14 protein-coding genes and 2 pseudogenes are annotated in these 17,340 nt (G+C 66.0%); 10 read left to right on the top strand and 6 right to left on the bottom strand.

The genetic code is table 11. The annotated features are described in order from the left end of the window. Nucleotides 1–1,206, bottom strand: coding sequence for an ROK family transcriptional regulator (locus FYJ28_RS06355; RefSeq protein ID WP_154578669.1), 1,206 nt, complete (start codon nt 1,204–1,206; stop codon nt 1–3). Nucleotides 1,207–1,381: 175 nt separating this feature from the next. On the opposite strand from FYJ28_RS06355, the gene xylA reads away from it, so the two are divergent. The 10 genes and pseudogenes from xylA (at nt 1,382) to FYJ28_RS06300 (ending at nt 10,832) form a co-directional block, all read left to right on the top strand. Beyond that, nucleotides 1,382–2,569, top strand: a complete 1,188-nt coding sequence (gene xylA / locus FYJ28_RS06350; RefSeq protein WP_154578668.1) for a xylose isomerase — start codon at nt 1,382–1,384, stop codon at nt 2,567–2,569. A gap of 80 nt (nt 2,570–2,649) precedes the next feature. Beyond that, nucleotides 2,650–4,059 carry a xylulokinase gene (locus FYJ28_RS06345; protein WP_154578667.1) on the top strand — a complete coding sequence of 470 codons (1,410 nt, stop codon included), beginning with the start codon at nt 2,650–2,652 and terminating at the stop codon, nt 4,057–4,059. Between the two features lie 259 nt (nt 4,060–4,318). Next, on the top strand, nt 4,319–5,257 hold the full coding sequence (locus FYJ28_RS06340) for a carbohydrate ABC transporter permease (protein ID WP_055243101.1): 939 nt from the start codon (nt 4,319–4,321) through the stop codon (nt 5,255–5,257). Continuing rightward, on the top strand, nt 5,254–6,162 hold the full coding sequence (locus tag FYJ28_RS06335) for a carbohydrate ABC transporter permease (RefSeq protein WP_154578666.1): 909 nt from the start codon (nt 5,254–5,256) through the stop codon (nt 6,160–6,162). Before FYJ28_RS06340 ends, FYJ28_RS06335 begins: the two co-directional genes overlap by 4 nt. A gap of 70 nt (nt 6,163–6,232) precedes the next feature. Further along, on the top strand, nt 6,233–7,627 hold the full coding sequence (locus FYJ28_RS06330) for an ABC transporter substrate-binding protein (protein WP_154578665.1): 1,395 nt from the start codon (nt 6,233–6,235) through the stop codon (nt 7,625–7,627). A gap of 139 nt (nt 7,628–7,766) precedes the next feature. After that, nucleotides 7,767–8,390, top strand: a complete 624-nt coding sequence (locus FYJ28_RS06325; protein WP_154578664.1) for a GNAT family N-acetyltransferase — start codon at nt 7,767–7,769, stop codon at nt 8,388–8,390. 109 nt (nt 8,391–8,499) lie between these two features. Beyond that, nucleotides 8,500–8,810, top strand: a pseudogene (locus FYJ28_RS06320) (glutathione-dependent formaldehyde dehydrogenase); the annotation flags it as partial. After that, on the top strand, nt 8,786–9,310 hold the full coding sequence (locus FYJ28_RS06315; protein WP_195840622.1) for an ArsR/SmtB family transcription factor: 525 nt from the start codon (nt 8,786–8,788) through the stop codon (nt 9,308–9,310). The pseudogene FYJ28_RS06320 and the gene FYJ28_RS06315, both read left to right, overlap by 25 nt. After that, nucleotides 9,228–10,425 (top strand): annotated as a pseudogene (locus FYJ28_RS06310) (serine hydrolase domain-containing protein). Before FYJ28_RS06315 ends, FYJ28_RS06310 begins: the two are co-directional and overlap by 83 nt. Then, nucleotides 10,422–10,832, top strand: a complete 411-nt coding sequence (locus FYJ28_RS06300; RefSeq protein ID WP_154578660.1) for a hypothetical protein — start codon at nt 10,422–10,424, stop codon at nt 10,830–10,832. The pseudogene FYJ28_RS06310 and the gene FYJ28_RS06300 overlap by 4 nt, the downstream one beginning before the upstream one ends. A gap of 19 nt (nt 10,833–10,851) precedes the next feature. On the opposite strand, the gene FYJ28_RS06295 is transcribed toward FYJ28_RS06300, so the two are convergent. The 5 genes from FYJ28_RS06295 to FYJ28_RS06275 are packed head-to-tail and all read right to left on the bottom strand — an operon-like array spanning nt 10,852 to nt 17,317. After that, on the bottom strand, nt 10,852–11,820 hold the full coding sequence (locus tag FYJ28_RS06295) for an acetylxylan esterase (protein WP_326831550.1): 969 nt from the start codon (nt 11,818–11,820) through the stop codon (nt 10,852–10,854). A 10-nt stretch (nt 11,821–11,830) separates the two neighbouring features. Then, nucleotides 11,831–14,218 carry a glycoside hydrolase family 3 N-terminal domain-containing protein gene (locus FYJ28_RS06290; RefSeq protein WP_154578659.1) on the bottom strand — a complete coding sequence of 796 codons (2,388 nt, stop codon included), beginning with the start codon at nt 14,216–14,218 and terminating at the stop codon, nt 11,831–11,833. 3 nt (nt 14,219–14,221) lie between these two features. After that, nucleotides 14,222–15,040, bottom strand: coding sequence for a carbohydrate ABC transporter permease (locus tag FYJ28_RS06285; RefSeq protein WP_154578658.1), 819 nt, complete (start codon nt 15,038–15,040; stop codon nt 14,222–14,224). Beyond that, nucleotides 15,041–15,994: a carbohydrate ABC transporter permease gene (locus FYJ28_RS06280; protein ID WP_082413686.1), complete on the bottom strand. Its 954-nt coding sequence runs from the start codon at nt 15,992–15,994 to the stop codon at nt 15,041–15,043. Between the two features lie 12 nt (nt 15,995–16,006). Further along, nucleotides 16,007–17,317, bottom strand: coding sequence for an ABC transporter substrate-binding protein (locus tag FYJ28_RS06275; protein WP_154578657.1), 1,311 nt, complete (start codon nt 17,315–17,317; stop codon nt 16,007–16,009). Between the last annotated feature and the right edge of the window lie 23 nt (nt 17,318–17,340).

The following is a 17,340-nucleotide window of genomic DNA, read 5'->3' as shown; positions in this document are numbered from 1 at the left end:
TCAGGCGCCCGCGGCCGGCTGCGGGGTTTGTTCGGCGGAATTGAGGGCAGCAGCCGGAGCAGCCAGCAGGTCGGCGAAGGCCAGTTCCGCGGCTCCCACCAGCAGCAGGTCAGCGCCCAGGGCGGCCCTGCGGATCTGCACCTGGCGGCCCAGGCCTCCGATGCCGCCATGGGCCACGGCGTTCTGCAGCCGCCTCGGATCGAAGGAGAACAGCACGCCGAGGAACCCGCCGAGGAGGATGGTGCTCGGATTGAAGATGTTCACGAAGTTCACCAGTGCCTCTGCCAGCATGTCCAGCTGGCGGGCAGCCGCGGCTTCGAACCCCGGCGTCCTGCGGGCGGCCATCGCCTCTTCCAGCTGTTCCAGGTCGGCATGCTTCAGACCCAGCGGTTCCAGCAGCCCGCCCAGGTTCACCTCGGTCTCCAGGCACCCGCGGCGTCCGCAGAAGCAGGCGAGGCCGTCGGACCGCACGAGGGTATGGCCCAGTTCCCCGGCGAACCCGGCAGCGCCGCCCAGCGGCATCCCGCCAACTATCACGCCGCCGCCGATGCCGCTGGCGCTGCCGTTGAGGTACACAACGTCTGCCTGTTCCACGCCGGCGCCGAAGACGGATTCGGCCAGGGTCCCGAGCGTGGCGTCATTCCCGGCGAATGCCGGAAGCCCGAGCGTCCGGGAGAGTGATTCGGCCAGCGGCTCGTTTTCCCAGCCGAGGTGCGGCGCCAGCCGCACTGAACCGTCGGTGCTGTCCACCAGGCCGGGCACTGCGGCGCCCACGCCGACGATGCGGTCCATTGATGCCAGTTCGGCGGCCATGCCCTCCACCACGGCCCGCGTGATGCTCAGGGTTTCAGCGACACCGGGCACGGCAGCGGCGTCGTAGCGGACACGCCGGTGGACCTTTCCGCCCAGACCCACAAGGCCCACGGTGACGGCGTCGACGTCGGGGTGCACCGCCAGCGCAGCGACGCGTTCGTTGGGGTGGACCAGGGGGCTCGGACGGCCTGCCCGGCCGGCAGCCGCGGGTTCGGTTTCGTAGGCCAGGCCCAGCCGGGACAGCTCGGACGTCAGTGCCCCGACAGTGGACCGGTTGAAGCCGGTAAGCCGGGTCAACTGTGCCCTGGACAGGGGTCCGCGCCGGTGCAGCAGTGTCAGCACCCGGGAGAGGTTCTGTACGCGGATGCTGTCGGTGGCCGGTTTGCTCGGCATGCGCTGGATCCTTTGCACCGTGGACGGGACGATTGATTGTTGCACGGAACAGCAATTTAGACCGCACGTTTCGGAAGGAAGTTCGCTTTCGGAACCCATTGACACTCTCTGGGGCAGTGCATATGTTGTTGTCCACAACAATTCCGCGGAACCCACCTCTCTGGAGCAGTGCAACATGACAAAGACGCCAACACCTGCCGACCGCTTCACCTTTGGACTCTGGACCGTGGGCTGGACGGGCAATGACCCGTTCGGCACCGCAACCCGTGCCGACCTGGACCCCGTGGAGTCGGTCCACAAGCTGGCCGACCTGGGCGCCTACGGCGTCACGTTCCATGACGATGACCTGGTGCCGTTTGGTTCTTCCTCCCAGGAACGGGATCTGATCCTGAAGCGTTTCCGCGCAGCCCTGGCCGAGACCGGCCTGCAGGTTCCCATGGTCACCACCAACCTGTTCAGCCATCCGGTCTTCAAGGACGGCGGTTTCTCCTCCAACGACCGTTCCGTGCGCCGCTTTGCCCTTCGCAAGGTGCTGCGGAACATGGACCTCGCCGCGGAGCTTGGCGCGAAGACCTTCGTGATGTGGGGCGGACGCGAAGGCGCCGAGTACGACGGCTCGAAGGACATTTCCGCAGCCCTGGACCGGATGCGCGAAGGCGTGGACACCGCTGCCGGCTACATCAAGGAGCAGGGCTACGATCTCCGGATCGCCCTGGAGCCCAAGCCGAACGAACCCCGCGGAGACATCCTCCTCCCCACCGTGGGCCACGCCCTGGCCTTCATCGCCCAGCTGGAGCACCAGGACATCGTGGGCCTGAACCCGGAAACCGGGCACGAGCAGATGGCGGGCCTCAACTACACGCACGGAATCGCGCAGGCCCTGTGGGCCGGCAAGCTCTTCCACATTGACCTCAACGGCCAGAAGTCCATCAAGTACGACCAGGACCTGGTCTTTGGCCACGGAGACCTGACCAGTGCCTTCTTCACCGTGGACCTGCTTGAGAACGGCTTCCCCAACGGCGGCCCGGTCTATGACGGCCCGCGGCACTTTGACTACAAGCCCTCCAGGACCGACGGCTACGACGGCGTCTGGGAGTCGGCTGCCGCGAACATGTCCATGTACCTCCTGCTCAAGGAACGCGCACTGGCCTTCCGCGCGGACCCGGAGGTCCAGGAGGCTCTCGCCGCCTCCGGTGTTGCAGAACTGGCCGAGCCCACGCTGGCAGCGGGGGAGTCCACGGCGGACCTGCTTGCAGACACCGCTTCCTTCGAGGAGTTCGATGCCGAGGCCGCAGCCCAGCGTTCGTTCGGATTCATCCGCCTCAACCAGCTGGCTCTGGAGCACCTGCTCGGCGCCCGCTAGGCACCTTACCCGGGCACCGTTTGCTAGCATTCCTGGTTCCGGGCGCTGACGCCCGGAACCAGCCTGTTGAAAGGTCCGTTATGCCGCTAGTCGCAGGGGTGGACAGCTCCACGCAGTCCTGCAAGGTCGTAATCCGTGATGCCGAAACCGGTGCGCTGCAACGGCAGGGAACTGCCCGACACGCGCCCGGGACGGAGGTGGATCCGGAGACCTGGTGGCTGGCGCTGAACGAAGCCGCGCAGGCTGCCGGAGGCCTGGATGACGTCGCGGCGGTGGCCGTGTCCGGCCAGCAGCACGGCATGGTCTGCCTGGATGCGGACGGTGCGGTGGTGCGCCCGGCGCTGCTGTGGAACGACACCCGCTCGTCCGGTGCCGCGGCGGACATGATCGCCGAGGCCGGGCCCGACGGCGCGCAGTACTGGGCGGAGACCACCGGCAGTGTCCCGGTGGCATCCTTCACCGCCGCCAAGCTGCGCTGGCTGGCCGAAAACGAACCGGAGAACGCCGCCAGGACAGCCGCCGTGTGCCTGCCGCACGACTGGCTGTCCTGGCGCCTTGCCGGATACGGGCCGGGAAGCGGAGCGGAAGGGCTGGCCGCACTGCGGACGGACCGGTCTGACGCTTCCGGGACGGCGTACTGGTCTCCGGCCACCGGGGAATACCTCTCATCCGTACTGGAATCGACGCTGGGCCATGTGCCGGTGCTGCCCGCCGTCCTGGAACCGCTGGAATCCGGACTGACAACACCGTCCGGTGCACTCATCGGCCCCGGCGCAGGTGACAACGCCGGAGCGGCGCTCGGTGTGGGTGCCGGGGTCGGCGACATCGTAATTTCCGTAGGCACCTCGGGAACCGTCTTCGCCGTCGCGGACCAGCCCACCGCAGACCCGAGCGGTCTCGTGGCAGGATTCGCCGACGCCACCGGCAACTTCCTTCCGCTGGCCGCCACCCTCAACGCCTCCCGGGTGCTCGACTCGACGGCGGGCATCCTCGGCGTCAGCCTTCCCGAACTCACCGGACTCGCGCTGTCCGCCGAGCCCGGAGCCGGCGGGCTGTCCCTGGTCCCGTACTTCGAAGGCGAACGTACCCCCAACCTTCCTGACGCCCAGGCAAGCCTTCACGGCATGACGCTGGCCAACTACGTCCCGGCAAACCTGGCACGCGCCGCCTTTGAAGGTGTGGCCTGTTCCCTCGCGGACGCCTTCCGCGCATTCACCGAGCTGGGGATTGAGGCACGGCGCGTCATCCTGGTAGGCGGCGGAGCCCGGTCCGCGGCAATGCAGCAGACACTCTCCTCCGTGCTCGGGATGCCGGTCGAAGTGCCTGAGCCGGGAGAATACGTGGCCGACGGCGCTGCCCGCCAGGCTGCTGCGGTGCTCGCCGGGCAGTGGCCGGAGTGGAAAACACAGGATTCCCTGACCGTCGATGCGCCGCCTGCACCGCAGGTGCTCGAGCGTTACCGCGCAGCGGCGGACCGCCAGTACCGCTAGCCCCGCTGCGTCAGCGGGCACGCCTGCAGGATGCTTGGGCATCTCCCTCTTTCCGTCGCCACCAGCGGGTTTATTGCCTTAGGCAAAAAATCTTGGTTACTGTGACTCATGCAACAGAAGTTCCCGGTGAGTGAGATGTGCCGGACGATACGGACGGAAAGAACCCAATGAGAGTTTTCTGCAGTGACCCGCTGCAGCCGGATGCACGTGTCCGCTGTCCGCACGCGGATCCCGGGCACGCTTCACCCGGCCCCGCAGCATGACCATCACCAAACCGGCAAACCCGCCGGCTGCAAAGGCCTCGCCGCAGCCCGACCGCCAAACGGACCGCGGCAGCCTGCGGGCCCTGTGGTACCTGGTCCCGGCACTGCTGGTTTTCGCGCTGTTCCTTTTCTATCCACTGGGGCGGTCAGTCTTCCTGTCCTTCCAGGGCAGCGACCTTTTTGGCCGCCCTTCGGGCTTTGTCGGCTTCGACCAGTACACCCGCCTGTTCACGGACTCAGGGTTCTGGAACGTCATGTGGGTGACGCTCGGCTTCACCGTGCTCACAGTGGTGCCTTCGATCGCCATTGCGCTGGCACTGGCCCTGCTCCTGCACCAGAAGATCCGGGGAATCCGGTTCTTCCGCACGGCTTTCGCGCTTCCCTTCGCCTATTCGGTAGCCACGGCCTCGGTGATCTTCGGGGTTATGTTCAACCAGGCAACCGGTGTGCTCAACGGAATGCTGGCCTTCTTCGGGCTGGACCGGGTGGGTTGGCTGACCGATCCCGCGTGGGCGCTGCTGTCAGTCTCACTGGCGACGGTGTGGATGCAGCTTGGATACAACCTGCTGGTCCTTTCTGCCGGGCTCGGCGCAGTTTCAGACGACGTAGTTGAAGCTGCCCGGCTGGACGGAGCACACGGCTGGCGCATGCAGCGCTCCATCATCATGCCGCTGCTGACACCGCAGCTGTTCTTCCTGCTGGTCACCGGCACCATCCACGCCCTGCAGAGCTTTGGCCAGATCCACATCCTGACCAAGGGCGGCCCGCAGGACAGCACCACCACCCTTGTCTACTCCATCTACGAGCAGGCATTCGCCAACAACAACTCCAACTTCGGCTATGCCTCCGCGCAGGCCGTAGTCCTGCTGATCATCGTGGTCGCGGTATCCGCCATCCAATTCGGTGTCCTGGAACGAAAGGTCTTTTACCGATGAGCCGCACCGCAACCGCCGCAGCCACCCGCAGCGGCGATGCCCGCCCGGTGCGCGGCACCCTTGCCGCGAGGAAGCGGCAGCGGCGTCCGCTCACACTGGGGCGTGTCCTGACCTATGCCGCGCTCACCCTGGGCGCCGTCGTCGTCCTCTTTCCCGTCTACTTTGGTTTTGTGGGTTCCTTTATGGGCCCGGCGGACATCAACGCCTACCCGGCCTCGCTCTGGCCGTTCAACGGATTCCGGGTGGAGAACTTCACCGGTGCGCTGGACTCGATCCCGCTGGGCCGGCAGTACGTGAACTCCGTGGTGATGGCCGGACTCATCACGCTGGGGCAGATTGTCACGTCGCTGCTGGCGGCTTACGCCCTGGTGTTCCTGAAGGTGCGGGGACGGGTCTTCTGGTTCGCGCTGTTCCTGTGCAGCATGATGGTTCCCGCTGAAGCGATCATCATCCCGAACTACCTGACCATGTCCTCCGCCGGACTGATCAACACGATTCCGGCACTTGTGCTGCCGTTCCTGGCACACGGGTTCGGCATCTTCCTGCTGCGCCAGGCATTCCTCTCCTTCCCGGTGGAGCTGTGGGAAGCCGCCAGGATCGACGGCGCCGGCCACATGCGGTTCCTGCTCTCGGTACTGGTCCCGCTGTCCAAGCCCACACTGGCAGCACTGGGAATCTGGTCCTTCCTCTCCGCCTGGAACATGTACTTCTGGCCGCTGCTGGTCACCCAGACGCCGCAGATGCAGACCATCCAGATTGGCATCACCCAGCTGCGGTCCGCAGACAACTTCAACGCCGGGCTGGTGCTGGCAGGAACCGTCCTGGCCATCATTCCCACGCTCCTGCTGGTCATCTTCGGCCAGCGCTTTATTGTCCGCGGCCTGACCGCGGGTTCCATCAAATAGCCATATCGATTCATCACTTACCTTGCTCAACCCGGAGGGCACACCCTCCGGTCCAACCGAAGGGAATTCAATGCGAACCATACGTAGAGGGCGCCGACTGCCAATGGCGGCCGCCGGTGCTGCTGCACTCGCCCTGACGCTGTCCGCCTGCGGCGGCTCAGGATCAGCCGGGGCAGGGGACGCTCCCGCGGCCGATGCGCTGGAGAACGCCGACGGCGTCACGGTAGTCAACTTCTGGCACTCAATGGATGGGACCAACGGAGAGACGCTGAACAAGCTGATCACCGACTTCAACGCCGCCAATGAGGGCAAGATCGAGGTCAAGGGCGTCTACCAGGGCGACTACGACACGACCATTACCAAGTACAAGGCAGCGGTCCAGTCCAACAGCACGCCCAGCATGGTGCAGATCTATGACATCGGCACCCAGTTCATGATCGACTCCGGGGCTGTTATGCCCACCCAGACGTTCATCGACCGCGACGAGTACGACGTCTCCGACCTGCAGCCCAACATCGCCGGTTACTACTCGATCAATGACGAGCTGTGGTCGATGCCTTTCAACACCTCCATGCCGGTCATGTACTACAACAAGACCCTGTTCGAGGCTGCCGGGCTGGACCCTGACAAGGCTCCGGAAACCCTCGCCGAGGTGGGCGAAGCTGCCAACAAGCTCTCCAAGACGAACGGCGGCCCGGCTGAATTCGGCTTCAACGCCGCCATCTACGGCTGGCTCCTGGAGCAGGAAATTGCCGCCAACGGCGCGCTGTACTGCAGTCCGGACAACGGCCGCAGCGGCGAACGGGTGACCGACTACAGCTTCAACAATGACACCGCCGTGGAGTTCGTCGACTGGTGGAAGGGACTCGTTGAGACCGGCGTAGCCGGCAACACCGGCCGTGCCACCGCCGATGCGCAGAACGCCTTCAAGTCCGGCACCATCGGCATCACGCTCGAATCCACCGGCGCGCTGGGCGGCATGCAGAAGGCCGCTGAAGAGCAGGGCTTCGAACTCGGAGTGGGCTTCTACCCGAAGATCGAGCAGAACGATTCCGGTCCGATCATTGGCGGTGCCTCCCTCTGGGTCTCCGATGAAGGCCACTCCGACGCCGAGAAGGAAGCTGCCTGGCAGTTCATGCAGTACCTCGCGGAGCCGGCCACCCAGGCCACCTGGCACACCGGCACGGGCTACTTCCCGATTTCCAAGGCTGCACTGGACGAGCCCGAAGACGTCGCCTGGCGTGAGCAGTACCCGCAGTTCGACGTCGCGGTCCAGCAGCTCGAAGGCACTGAGCTGACGGCCGCCACCCAGGGCTGCTCAGCCGGATCCATGCCGCAGGCCCGCAAGGCCGCTGAGGACGCGCTCGAAGGTGCGCTGCTCGGCGGGGACAGCAAGGCCGAGCTCACCGAATCGGTGGAAGCACTGAAGACCGAGGTCGAGAACTACAACAACTCGGTGCAGTAACAGCTGCATCTGGGACCGGGGCGCCGGTTCCGCCAGAATGTAAACGACATCATTTCCGCTCTGCGGACAGGATTCGGTTTCTATTTCCGGCGGGGCCGGCGCCCCAACCTGTTTGCGGGCCTGTTGCACAGGGGTGGCCATGGATTCGGAATACACCATCCGGCAGGAGCAGCCTGCCGACTACGCCGAAGTGGAAAGCCTGACGCGGGAGGCATTCTGGAATATCTACCGGCCCGGCTGCGTGGAGCATTACCTGGTGCACAGCTACCGCAGCCTGCCGGAGTTCGTTCCCGAACTGAGCTGCGTCGTGAATCTGGACGGCGGGATCGCCGCCCACATCATGTACAGCCGGGCCGAAGTAGCGCTCGACGGCGGCGGCATCCTTCCCGTCCTGGTCCTCGGCCCGGTGTCGGTCCGCCCGGAACTCCAGCGCCGCGGGCTCGGCGGAAAGCTGATCCGGCACACGCTTGACGCTGCCGCAGAAAGGGGATTCGGCGCCGTCGTCCTCTCGGGGAGCCCGGAGTACTATTCCCGGTTCGGGTTTACCGACGCCCGATCACTGGGAATCCGCTACGCCGGCGTTCCGGAAGACGTACCCACACCGTTCTTTATGGTCCGTGAACTGCGTGCCGGATACCTCGCCGGAGTGACTGGCAGCTACGCCGATCCTCCCGGCTACGCCGTCCGTGAGGAGGATGTGGAGGCCTTCGACGCCGGTTTCCCTCCGAAGGAGAAGCTCAAACTGCCCGGCCAGCTGCAGTAACTTCCTGGTTCTGGGGCCGTTCCGGGCACCCGTTGACCCTTCCCACGACGCATCATAAGGTTGCTTACCATCTGATCCCAACTGATCACCGAAGCAATGAGGAGGACCAGTGGAAGCAATGGTGTACCGCGGCCCGTACAAGGTTCGGGTCGAAGAAAAAGAGATGCCGCGCCTGGAGCACCCCAATGACGCGATTATCCGGGTGACCCTCGCCGCGATCTGCGGCTCCGACCTGCACCTGTACCAGCCAACGCCACCGCCGTCGGCGCTTTGTACGGCTACTCGCACACCACCGGTGGTTACGACGGCGGGCAGGCAGAGTATGTGCGCGTCCCGTTCGCCGACGTCGGGCCCTCCCTGATCCCGGACTGGATGGCTGAGGAGGATGCACTGATGTGCACCGACGCCCTGGCTACCGGGACGCACCGGCGAACCGGTCTTCCAGGGCGGCCACCCGTTCCTCGAGGGCCCGCAGCCGGGGTTCAGCATCGTTTTGCACGCCGGCGGCGGACGACGTCTTCTGGGTCCTGAACGGGATCCGGGACCGGTACCCGGACTCCGGCGTTGTGCTCTTTGCCGGTACGGCCGCCGTGGGTCCGGGGGAGCGGTATGAATACCAGTACGGCCTGGAAACGGCGCACCTGCTGGACGTCGACTGGACCGCGTATGCAGAAACCCTCGCTTCCCTGGGCAACCCGGTGAGGCTCTCGATCCTGCGCGCCGTCCTGGGCGGAACGGAAACCGTAGCGCAGCTGGTGGAGGAACTCGGCGCGGGAACGGCGGGTCAGATCTACCACCACGTCAACCAGCTTCTGGCCCAGGGCTGGCTGGCTGCCCATGCCCGCTCCCGCTATCGGATTCCGGCGCCCCGCGTCATCCCGCTGCTGGCTATCCTCACCGCTGCCACAGGAGGCAACTGAGATGACTGCGACCGTCCAGACCAGGCGCAAACCCAAGGCACGGATCGTTGCCGGCTGTGTGGCGGCCGCCGTCGTGCTGGCCTGCGGGCTGGCCGCCGCGCCCTGGCCGCCGCGGCTCTCCGGGAACATTACCGGGGACACCGTGTTGGCGGATCGCGTCCGGCCGCTGCTGACGAACCCCGCCCAGCACGTCAGCGTGGCCTACATCGACGGAGACAGCATCCGCTATGCCGGCTTCGGCGCGGATGAACACGCCGAATTCGAAATCGGTTCCGTGAGCAAGACGTTTACCGCGTCGCTGCTTGCCGATGCTGTGGAACGCGGCGAAGTCACACTGGAGACCACAGTGGCGGACATCCTGGGAGATGACCTCGCGGACGCATCCGCGGAAATCGGCACCGTGACACTTGCCGAACTCGCCAGCCACCGCTCCGGCCTGCCGCGGCTGGCGACGGGCTTGGATGCGCTGCCGTCCCTGCTGGCCGGGCAGCTGCTCAACCGCGACCCCTACACCGCAACGCCGGAACAGGTTCTGGCCCAGGCACAGGCCGCTGGCCTGAACAACCGCGGCACCGTGACCTACTCAAACCTGGGTTACGCCTTCCTGGGCCAGCTGCTGGCGCGGGCCGCCGGCCAAAGCTGGGAGCAGCTCCTGGAGGAACGGATCCTGGCTCCGCTGCAGCTGAAGGAAACCTACGCCCCCGTAACCGCGGAGAACCTGCGCGACGGCGCCCCCACCGGTCGCAGCGCCGCCGGCCGTCCCGAGGACGCGTGGACCGCCAATGGGACGGCACCGGCCGGAGGCATCCGTTCCACCACGGCAGACCTGGCCGCCTATGCACAGGCACAGCTGAACGGAACCGCCCCCGGGGCAGCGGCGCCTGGAGCCGCAGTGGAACGGTGAAGAGGGTTCACGCTACGGACTGGCCTGGGTGACCAGCCGGGAGGGCGGAGCCGACGGCCCGGAGATCACCTGGCACAACGGACAGACCGGTGGCTTCTGGTCCATGGTCGCCCTGGACCGGGACAATGGGCGTGCTGTGGTGATGCTCTCCAATGTTGCCGCGGGACAGGAAGAAGCCGCTTTTGAGCTGCTGGCCGGAGGCCCGGAATGATGGCCGCAGTGATCGGCTGGGTGCTGCCGCTGGGCCTGGTGGCTTACTGTGGCTGGCTTGCCTACTTCGCCTGGACTCAGTCAGTGCCGGAAAAGAGCCGGGGCTCATATGCGGCAACACTGCTGGAGGCGGCCTTCGTGGCCGTTCTAATGCGGCTGGTGGTGGAGTGGTCCGCGGCCACCATCTGGCTGTGGGTTCTCCCCGCGGCAGCGCTGGCTGCGGCCGCAGCTGGTCTGGTGATCCGCTGGCCCCGGCTTCCAGCCCGCCGCGCACAGGTAACAGAGCCCCGGGCTGGTTTCCCCGCTGCGGTTCCCGCGCGGAAACCCAGGGAGCCGGGTCCGGCTACCCTCACCGGTTACGCTGCCCTGCTTGCCGCAGCGCTCGCCGTGTCCGTGATCGTTGGCTGAGCGCCCGAAAACAGGCGGACTAGGCTCCAAAGACGCGGCGCAGGAAGGCCACAGCAGCAACATCGTCCTCGATCCCGCCGGCTTCGTGCCCGTTGAAGGGCCACACCTGTTGCTCCTTGGCCCCGGCGTAGTTGTTGTACGCCGCATAGACGGTGGACGGCGGCGTGATCTGATCCATCAGGCCCACCGAAAACAGCGCCGGAACCCTGGCCCGCTTGGCGAAGTTGATCGAATCAAAGTACTGCAGCGTCTGGTGCACCTGCTGGACCCGGGTGCGGTGGATCGCCAGATAATCAACCAGTTCCCGGAACGGGTACGCATCCGTGACCTGCAGCGCGCGGGGGATATCGGAGAGGAAAGGCACCTTCGCTACGATGGCCGCCAGCTCCGGTGCCAGAGCTGCGACGGCTACTGCCAGGCTGCCGCCCTGGCTCATGCCCACAGCCGCGCAGCGGTCGGGATCTACCCTGTCCAATGACCGCAGGGCCTGGACAGCCCGGACGGCGTCCGTGGTCAGCCGCCGGTAATAGTAGGTCCCGGGATCGGTAATGCCGCGGGTCATGACGCCTTGCCCCTGGGGCCCGGCACTGCCCGCCGCGTCCGGGGTGACACCCGTGCTCCAGCCCGCCCCCTGCCCCCGGGTATCCATCTCCAGGTGCGCGAAACCGCAGGACGCCCAGAAAAGGTTCTCGTGCGCGTCGCCGCGCCCGCCGCCGTAGCCGACAAACTGGACGACGCCGGGCAGCGGACCGGATGCTCCGGACGGCACGCGCAGCCAGGCGCGGATTGGTTCCCCGCCGTAGCCGTTGAACGTCACGTCCCAGACGTCCACTGTGGACAGCACGGTTTCAACCGGCTCGAGGACCAGGCCCAGCGGATGGGCCTGCGCTTCTTCGAGGGTCCGCGCCCAGAACTCATCAAAATCGGCAGGTTCGCCCTCGCTGCCCAGATAGGTGCCCAGCTGGTCAACGGGCAGGTCTGTGTACACGTTCTTCCTCCTACGGGGCCGTGATTTCCACCCCCGGCCCTGCTTCTGCTGCCTCCACGTCCACTGCACAGTGCAGGCGCCGGGTGTGGTCCACCGAGCGTACCGGGCCGGTCAGCCTGACTTCGCCGGTGAGCCGGATATCGGTGCTGGATGCACCGAAGCGCAGTTCAAGCACGCCGGGTTCCACTATCCGTTCCAGGTCCACTCCGGTGAATGAGGCTGCGTCTGCCGGCACGGTGAAGCGAACCCGTGCGGATTCGCCGGCCTTCAGCGGCACCCGGGCGTAGCCAATGAGCCGCTGCACGGGACGGACCACGGAAGCCACCGGATCGTGCAGGTAGAGCTGGACCACCTCCACGCCGTCGCGCGCTCCGGTATTGGTGACGGCCAGCGATGCCGCCGTTTCGCCGTCGGTGCTGGTTTCCGGGGTCTCAACGTGTAGGCCGTCCCAACTGAACTCGGTGTAACTGAGGCCGTGACCGAAGCCGAAGGCCGGCGTCGGATCGATGCTGGACACATCGGTGGGACCGGCAAGCGGTGCTGCCAAATAGGTGGCCGGCTGGCTCCCCGGAGTGGCCGGGACACTGACCGGCAGCCTGCCGGAGGGATTCACCGCCCCGCTCAGCACCCGGGCGACGGCAGAGCCGCCTTCCTCTCCGGGGAAGAAAGCCTGCACAACGGCGGCGGAACGGGAGGCAGCCTGCCCCAGGGCATAGGGGCGGCCGGTCAGCAGGACGGTGACCACCGGCGTGCCTGAGTCCAGCAGCGCATCCAGCAGCTGCTGCTGCACGCCGGGGAGTACGAGGGACTCGACGTCGCATCCCTCGCCGCTGGTGCCGCGGCCAAAGAGCCCGGCCCGGTCGCCGAGCACCGCGATGACGACGTCGGATTCCTTGGCCGCCGCCACAGCGTCCCCGATGCCCGAGGTATCAGGATCATCAATGCCGCAGCCCTGGGCGTACACCACGTCACTGTCCCCGAACTCTGCGCGCAGCGATGCCGCCACCGTGGGCAGCTCAATGCCGGCGGGGACCTCCGGGAACTGGGACCCCACATGGGCAGGGAAGGAATAGCAGCCAAGGAACGCCATGGGGTTCTCCGCATTGGGACCCACGACGGCGATGCGCGCGGGGGAGTGCAGCGGCAGGGTGCCGTTGTTGCTCAGCAGGACGATTGACTCTTCGGCCAGCCGTGCTGCCAGCCCGCGGTTTTCCGGCGGATCCAGGTTCACGGTGTCCTGGACCGAGCGCAGATCCCCGGCACCGGCGGCAAGGGCGTCGGGAACCGGGGACCAGTCCTCGTCCAGAAGGCCCAGGCCAATTTTCTGCAGCAGCACACGACGGGCGGCCCGGTCCACCAGGGCGGGATCAACCCGGCCGGCTTCCAGTTCGGCCAGCAGATGTTCGCCGTAGGCGTCCACTGTGGGCAGCTCCACGTCCACTCCGGCGTCCAGCGCTGCCGCGGCGGCTTCGCCGCGGCTCCCGGCCACTCCGTGCAGGTCCTGCAGGAACCCGATTCCGAAGTAGTCTGCCACCACGGTTCCTTCGAAACCCCAGGTGTCGCGCAGCAGACCGGTCAGCAGGGCGCGGTTGGCGACGGAGGGGATGCCGTCAGTATCGGTGTAGGCATGCATCACTGACCGGACGCCCGATTCCCGGACGGCCATTTCGAAGGGCGGCAGGACGACGTCGGCGAACTCGCGCGGTCCCATGGAGACCGGAGCGTGGTTCCGCCCGGCACGGGAGGCAGAGTACCCGGCGAAGTGTTTCAGCGTGGCAACGACGCCGGCCTGTTCGAGGCCCTGGATGTAGGCGCTGGCTACGCTGCCCACCAGGTACGGATCTTCGCCGATGGTCTCCTCGACCCGGCCCCAGCGGGCATCGCGCACCACGTCCAGCACCGGGGCCAGCCCCTGGTGGATTCCTACCCGGCGCAGGTCGGTTCCGATCGCAGCGGCCATGCGCCGGACCAGACCGGGGTCGAAGGTGGCGCCCCACGCAAGCGGCACGGGATACGCCGTCGCACCCCAGGCCGCGAACCCGGCCAGGCACTCCTCGTGGGCCATCGCGGGGATGCCGAACCGGTTGGAAGCGGCAATCCGCTCCTGGGTGCGCATCAGCGAGAGGGCGCCGGCTCCGGCGTCCACCGGTTTGGTGCCGAACGGCCGGGTGAGCTGGCCGAGGCCGTTCGGCAGCAGCGACTCGAGGTCCGGGGGTTCGTTCATCTCATGCTGGTGCGGGGCCACCTCGGCGCCGTCGGCGGAGGCGCCCACCCACACTCCGATGAGCTGGGCGGTCTTTTCTTCCAGTGTCATTTGGGACAGCAGGGCATCCGCGCGTTCGGCGGGGGAGAGGGAGGCATCCCGCCAGGGGACGCGTTTGGTGGTGGTGTTCGACATGGGTCACTTTCCGCCAGCGCCCATAAGGCCCTGGACTAGTGCGCGGCGTGCAAAGAGGTACACCAGCAGCACGGGAATCATGGAGAGCATCACCGCGGCAAGGATGCCGGGGACGTTGATTCCGTACTGGGTCTGGAAGTTGAAGAGGCCAAGGGTGATGACCCGGGTGGACTCCGACTGGGTCAGGATGAGGGGCAGCAGGAAACCGTTCCAGCCCTGCAGCGCCGCGAAGACGGCGATCGTGGAGATCCCGGCTTTGGACAGCGGGAGCACCAGCCGGACGAACGTCCGCCAGGTTCCGGCACCGTCCACCGCCATGGCCTCATACAGCTCCGGCGTGATGTCCCGCATGGTGCCGGAGAGGATCAGCGTGCAGATCGGCAGGGCGAATGCCGCGGTGGGCAGGATGATGCCCAGCAGGGTGTCATACAGGCCGACCGTGTTGATCAGGTAGAACATGGGAACGATCACGGCCTGGACCGGAATTGCGAGCCCCAGCAGGAAGAAGCGGAAGATCAGGGTGGTGGTGCGGGACTGGCTGCGCACAATGGCATACGCCAGCGGCGGTACTACCAGCAGCACAATGCCGACCACTCCGCCGGTCACTATCAGGGTGTTCAGAAAGTAGAGCCCGAATCCGCTCTGGAACACTCCCGCGTAGTTCTCCAGCGTGAAGCTGGTGGGGAAGGAGAGCGGCCCGCCGGCGTTGAAGTCGCTTCGCGTCTGCACGCTTGCGGCGATCATCACGTACAGCGGCAGGGCAACGATCAGGAGCCATACGACGGCGGCGGCTCCGGCAATGTAGTTGGGGCGCGTGCGCATCTAGACTCCTTCCATGGTGCTGCGCATCTTGTCGTAGCCGGAGACCTTGACCATGATGAGCGAGATAGTGGTGGCCACGACTACCAGCACCAAGGCCACGGCGGCTCCAGTGCCAAAGTCGAAGCGGCGGAAGGCCTGCTCAAACATGTAGAAGGCCGTGATGGTGGTGTCGGTGCCCGGTCCGCCGTTGGTCAGGATCAGGACCGTTTCAAACGTGGTCAGCCCGCCGACGACCATCAGGATCACCGAGGTGATGATGGAGTTGCGCAGCTGGGGCAGTGTGATGCTGAAGAACGTGCGCGCCCGGCCGGCACCGTCGACTTCCGCCGCCTGGTAGAGCACCTGCGGGATGGCCCGCGCGGCACCCTGGTAGATCAGCGTGTGGAAAGGCGTGAACTGCCACATGCTCACGAAGATGATGACGCCGATTGCCGTGGCCTGATGACCGAACAGGTTGCCATCGCCGAAGAGCCAGCGGAACTGGGACGGCACCCCGAAGTTCGGATCAAGCAGCGCCCGCCACAGAACCGAAATGGCTGCGGATGAGAGCAGCAGCGGCACAAAGTAAATGGCGCTCAGGACGGCACGGTTGCGCTGCGGTCCGGCGGCCCAGACCCCGAGCAGCATGCTCACCGGTGTCTGGGTGGCAACACCAAGCACAATGAACAGCAGTGATAGCCACAGGCTCTTCAGCATCACCGGGTCGCTGGAGAGCTCCTGCCAGTTCTCCATGCCAACAAACTTGGGTTCACCGATGCCGCGCCAGCTCATAAAGGACAGCACTACGACGGCGATCAGCGGGATCACGGCGAAGAGCAGGAAAAAGACCGTGGCCGGGAGGGTCCAGGCCAGGCCCGGACGGGGTGTGCGGGCCGAGCGGCCGGCGCGGGCAGGACGGACCCGTTCGGATCCGTCCGCCAGCGCCGGCGGCTTGGGCGGGAGCAGTGCAGTCATGAGGAGAAGTTCCTAGAGTCCCTGCATGGCGGCAATAAAGCCGTCTTCATCGATGCGTCCGCTGAAGAAGTCAGACATTGCTCCGTGGATGGCCGGTGTGGCCGAGGGCGGGTAGGCCTGGTCCCAGGAGAGCTGGAAGGCCGGGGCCTGCTCCACCAGTCCGTACTGGAAACGGGCATACTCGGGATCGGCAGACTGGTCCAGGAACTGTTCGGTGCTGGTGGTGGTGGGGAGGTTGCCGATAGCGACCTGCTCCTGCACGAACTCATCCGAGTACATCAGCTTCAGGAAATCCCGGACGGTGTCCGGGTACCGGGTGTTTGCCAGGACGGAGTAGAAGTTGTTCGTATTGCCAACCAGGTTCTGCGGGTCGCCCTTGCCGCCGTCAATGGTCGGGAACTCGCTGTAGCCCAGTCCGGATTCGACGAACTCGGGAGCGGCGTCCTGGTGCGTGGAGTAGGCCCAGGAACCCATGAGCTCAAAGCCTGCCTGGCCGCTGGAGAGCAGTGATGCCGAACCTCCGTCGGTGAACTTCACTGACTGGAAGTTGGTGCCGAAGGCTCCGGCGTCCACCAGTTCGCGGAGCATTCCGAGCGCTTCGCGGCTTTCTTCTGAGTCCCAGACCTCGGTGTCACCAGCCAGTGCGCTTTCAAAGAGTTCAGGGCCTGCAACGCGGTCGTAGACGTACTCGACCCACATCAGGGTGGGCCATTCATCGGCTCCGCCCAGCGCGATGGGCGTTACGCCGGCTGCCTTGAGCTTTTCGACTGCGGTCAGCAGTTCGTCCCAGGTTTCCGGGGCGCCGTCGACTCCTGCCTGTGCCAGTACTTCCTCGTTGCTGAAGAGCATCACCGGCTGGGTTCCGCGCATCGGAATGCCGTAGGCCTCGCCATCCACTACTGCGGTGTCGAACACGGAGGGCAGGAAGGCGTCCTTGAGCTGCGGGTCTTCCTCGATGAAGTCATCCAGCGGCATCAGCAGGCCGGCGTCCACGTAGTCCGTGATGGATCCGCCGCCCCAGTTGAAGAAGACGTCCGGCGCGGAGTCCGTGTCGATCACGGTCTGGAGTTTCTGCTGGTAGTCGGCGCCCGGGATGGTGTCCAGGACAACCTTGACGTCCGAGGTTTCGTTGAACTTGTCCACCATGGCCCGTTCGAGGTCGTTGCCGGCATCGCCGTAGACCAGGACATGGACCTCGTTCTCCGGCCGGTTGCTTCCGGCAGAGTCTCCGCCGCTGCTCGAGCAGGCGGACAGTGACAGGCCCAGCGCTATTGCGCCGGCCGCTGCGGTAGCTGGTTTGAGCCAGCTGCGGTTGTTCCTCATTGAACTGCTCCTCACTGGAAGTT

Origin of the sequence: Arthrobacter sp. BL-252-APC-1A (genome assembly GCF_009696625.1) — a bacterium.
Lineage (GTDB): Bacteria > Actinomycetota > Actinomycetes > Actinomycetales > Micrococcaceae > Arthrobacter_B.
This window is presented reverse-complemented; position numbering and strand designations above follow the sequence as displayed.

Coding starts and splice junctions, on each gene's coding strand:
- xylA (WP_154578668.1), top strand. CDS start 1,382: ATGACAAAGACGCCAACACCTGCCGACCGCTTCACCTTTGGACTCTGG.
- FYJ28_RS06280 (WP_082413686.1), bottom strand. CDS start 15,994: ATGACTGCACTGCTCCCGCCCAAGCCGCCGGCGCTGGCGGACGGATCC.
- FYJ28_RS06335 (WP_154578666.1), top strand. CDS start 5,254: ATGAGCCGCACCGCAACCGCCGCAGCCACCCGCAGCGGCGATGCCCGC.
- FYJ28_RS06325 (WP_154578664.1), top strand. CDS start 7,767: ATGGATTCGGAATACACCATCCGGCAGGAGCAGCCTGCCGACTACGCC.
- FYJ28_RS06340 (WP_055243101.1), top strand. CDS start 4,319: ATGACCATCACCAAACCGGCAAACCCGCCGGCTGCAAAGGCCTCGCCG.
- FYJ28_RS06355 (WP_154578669.1), bottom strand. CDS start 1,206: ATGCCGAGCAAACCGGCCACCGACAGCATCCGCGTACAGAACCTCTCC.
- FYJ28_RS06330 (WP_154578665.1), top strand. CDS start 6,233: ATGCGAACCATACGTAGAGGGCGCCGACTGCCAATGGCGGCCGCCGGT.
- FYJ28_RS06285 (WP_154578658.1), bottom strand. CDS start 15,040: ATGCGCACGCGCCCCAACTACATTGCCGGAGCCGCCGCCGTCGTATGG.
- FYJ28_RS06275 (WP_154578657.1), bottom strand. CDS start 17,317: ATGAGGAACAACCGCAGCTGGCTCAAACCAGCTACCGCAGCGGCCGGC.
- FYJ28_RS06290 (WP_154578659.1), bottom strand. CDS start 14,218: ATGTCGAACACCACCACCAAACGCGTCCCCTGGCGGGATGCCTCCCTC.
- FYJ28_RS06300 (WP_154578660.1), top strand. CDS start 10,422: ATGATGGCCGCAGTGATCGGCTGGGTGCTGCCGCTGGGCCTGGTGGCT.
- FYJ28_RS06345 (WP_154578667.1), top strand. CDS start 2,650: ATGCCGCTAGTCGCAGGGGTGGACAGCTCCACGCAGTCCTGCAAGGTC.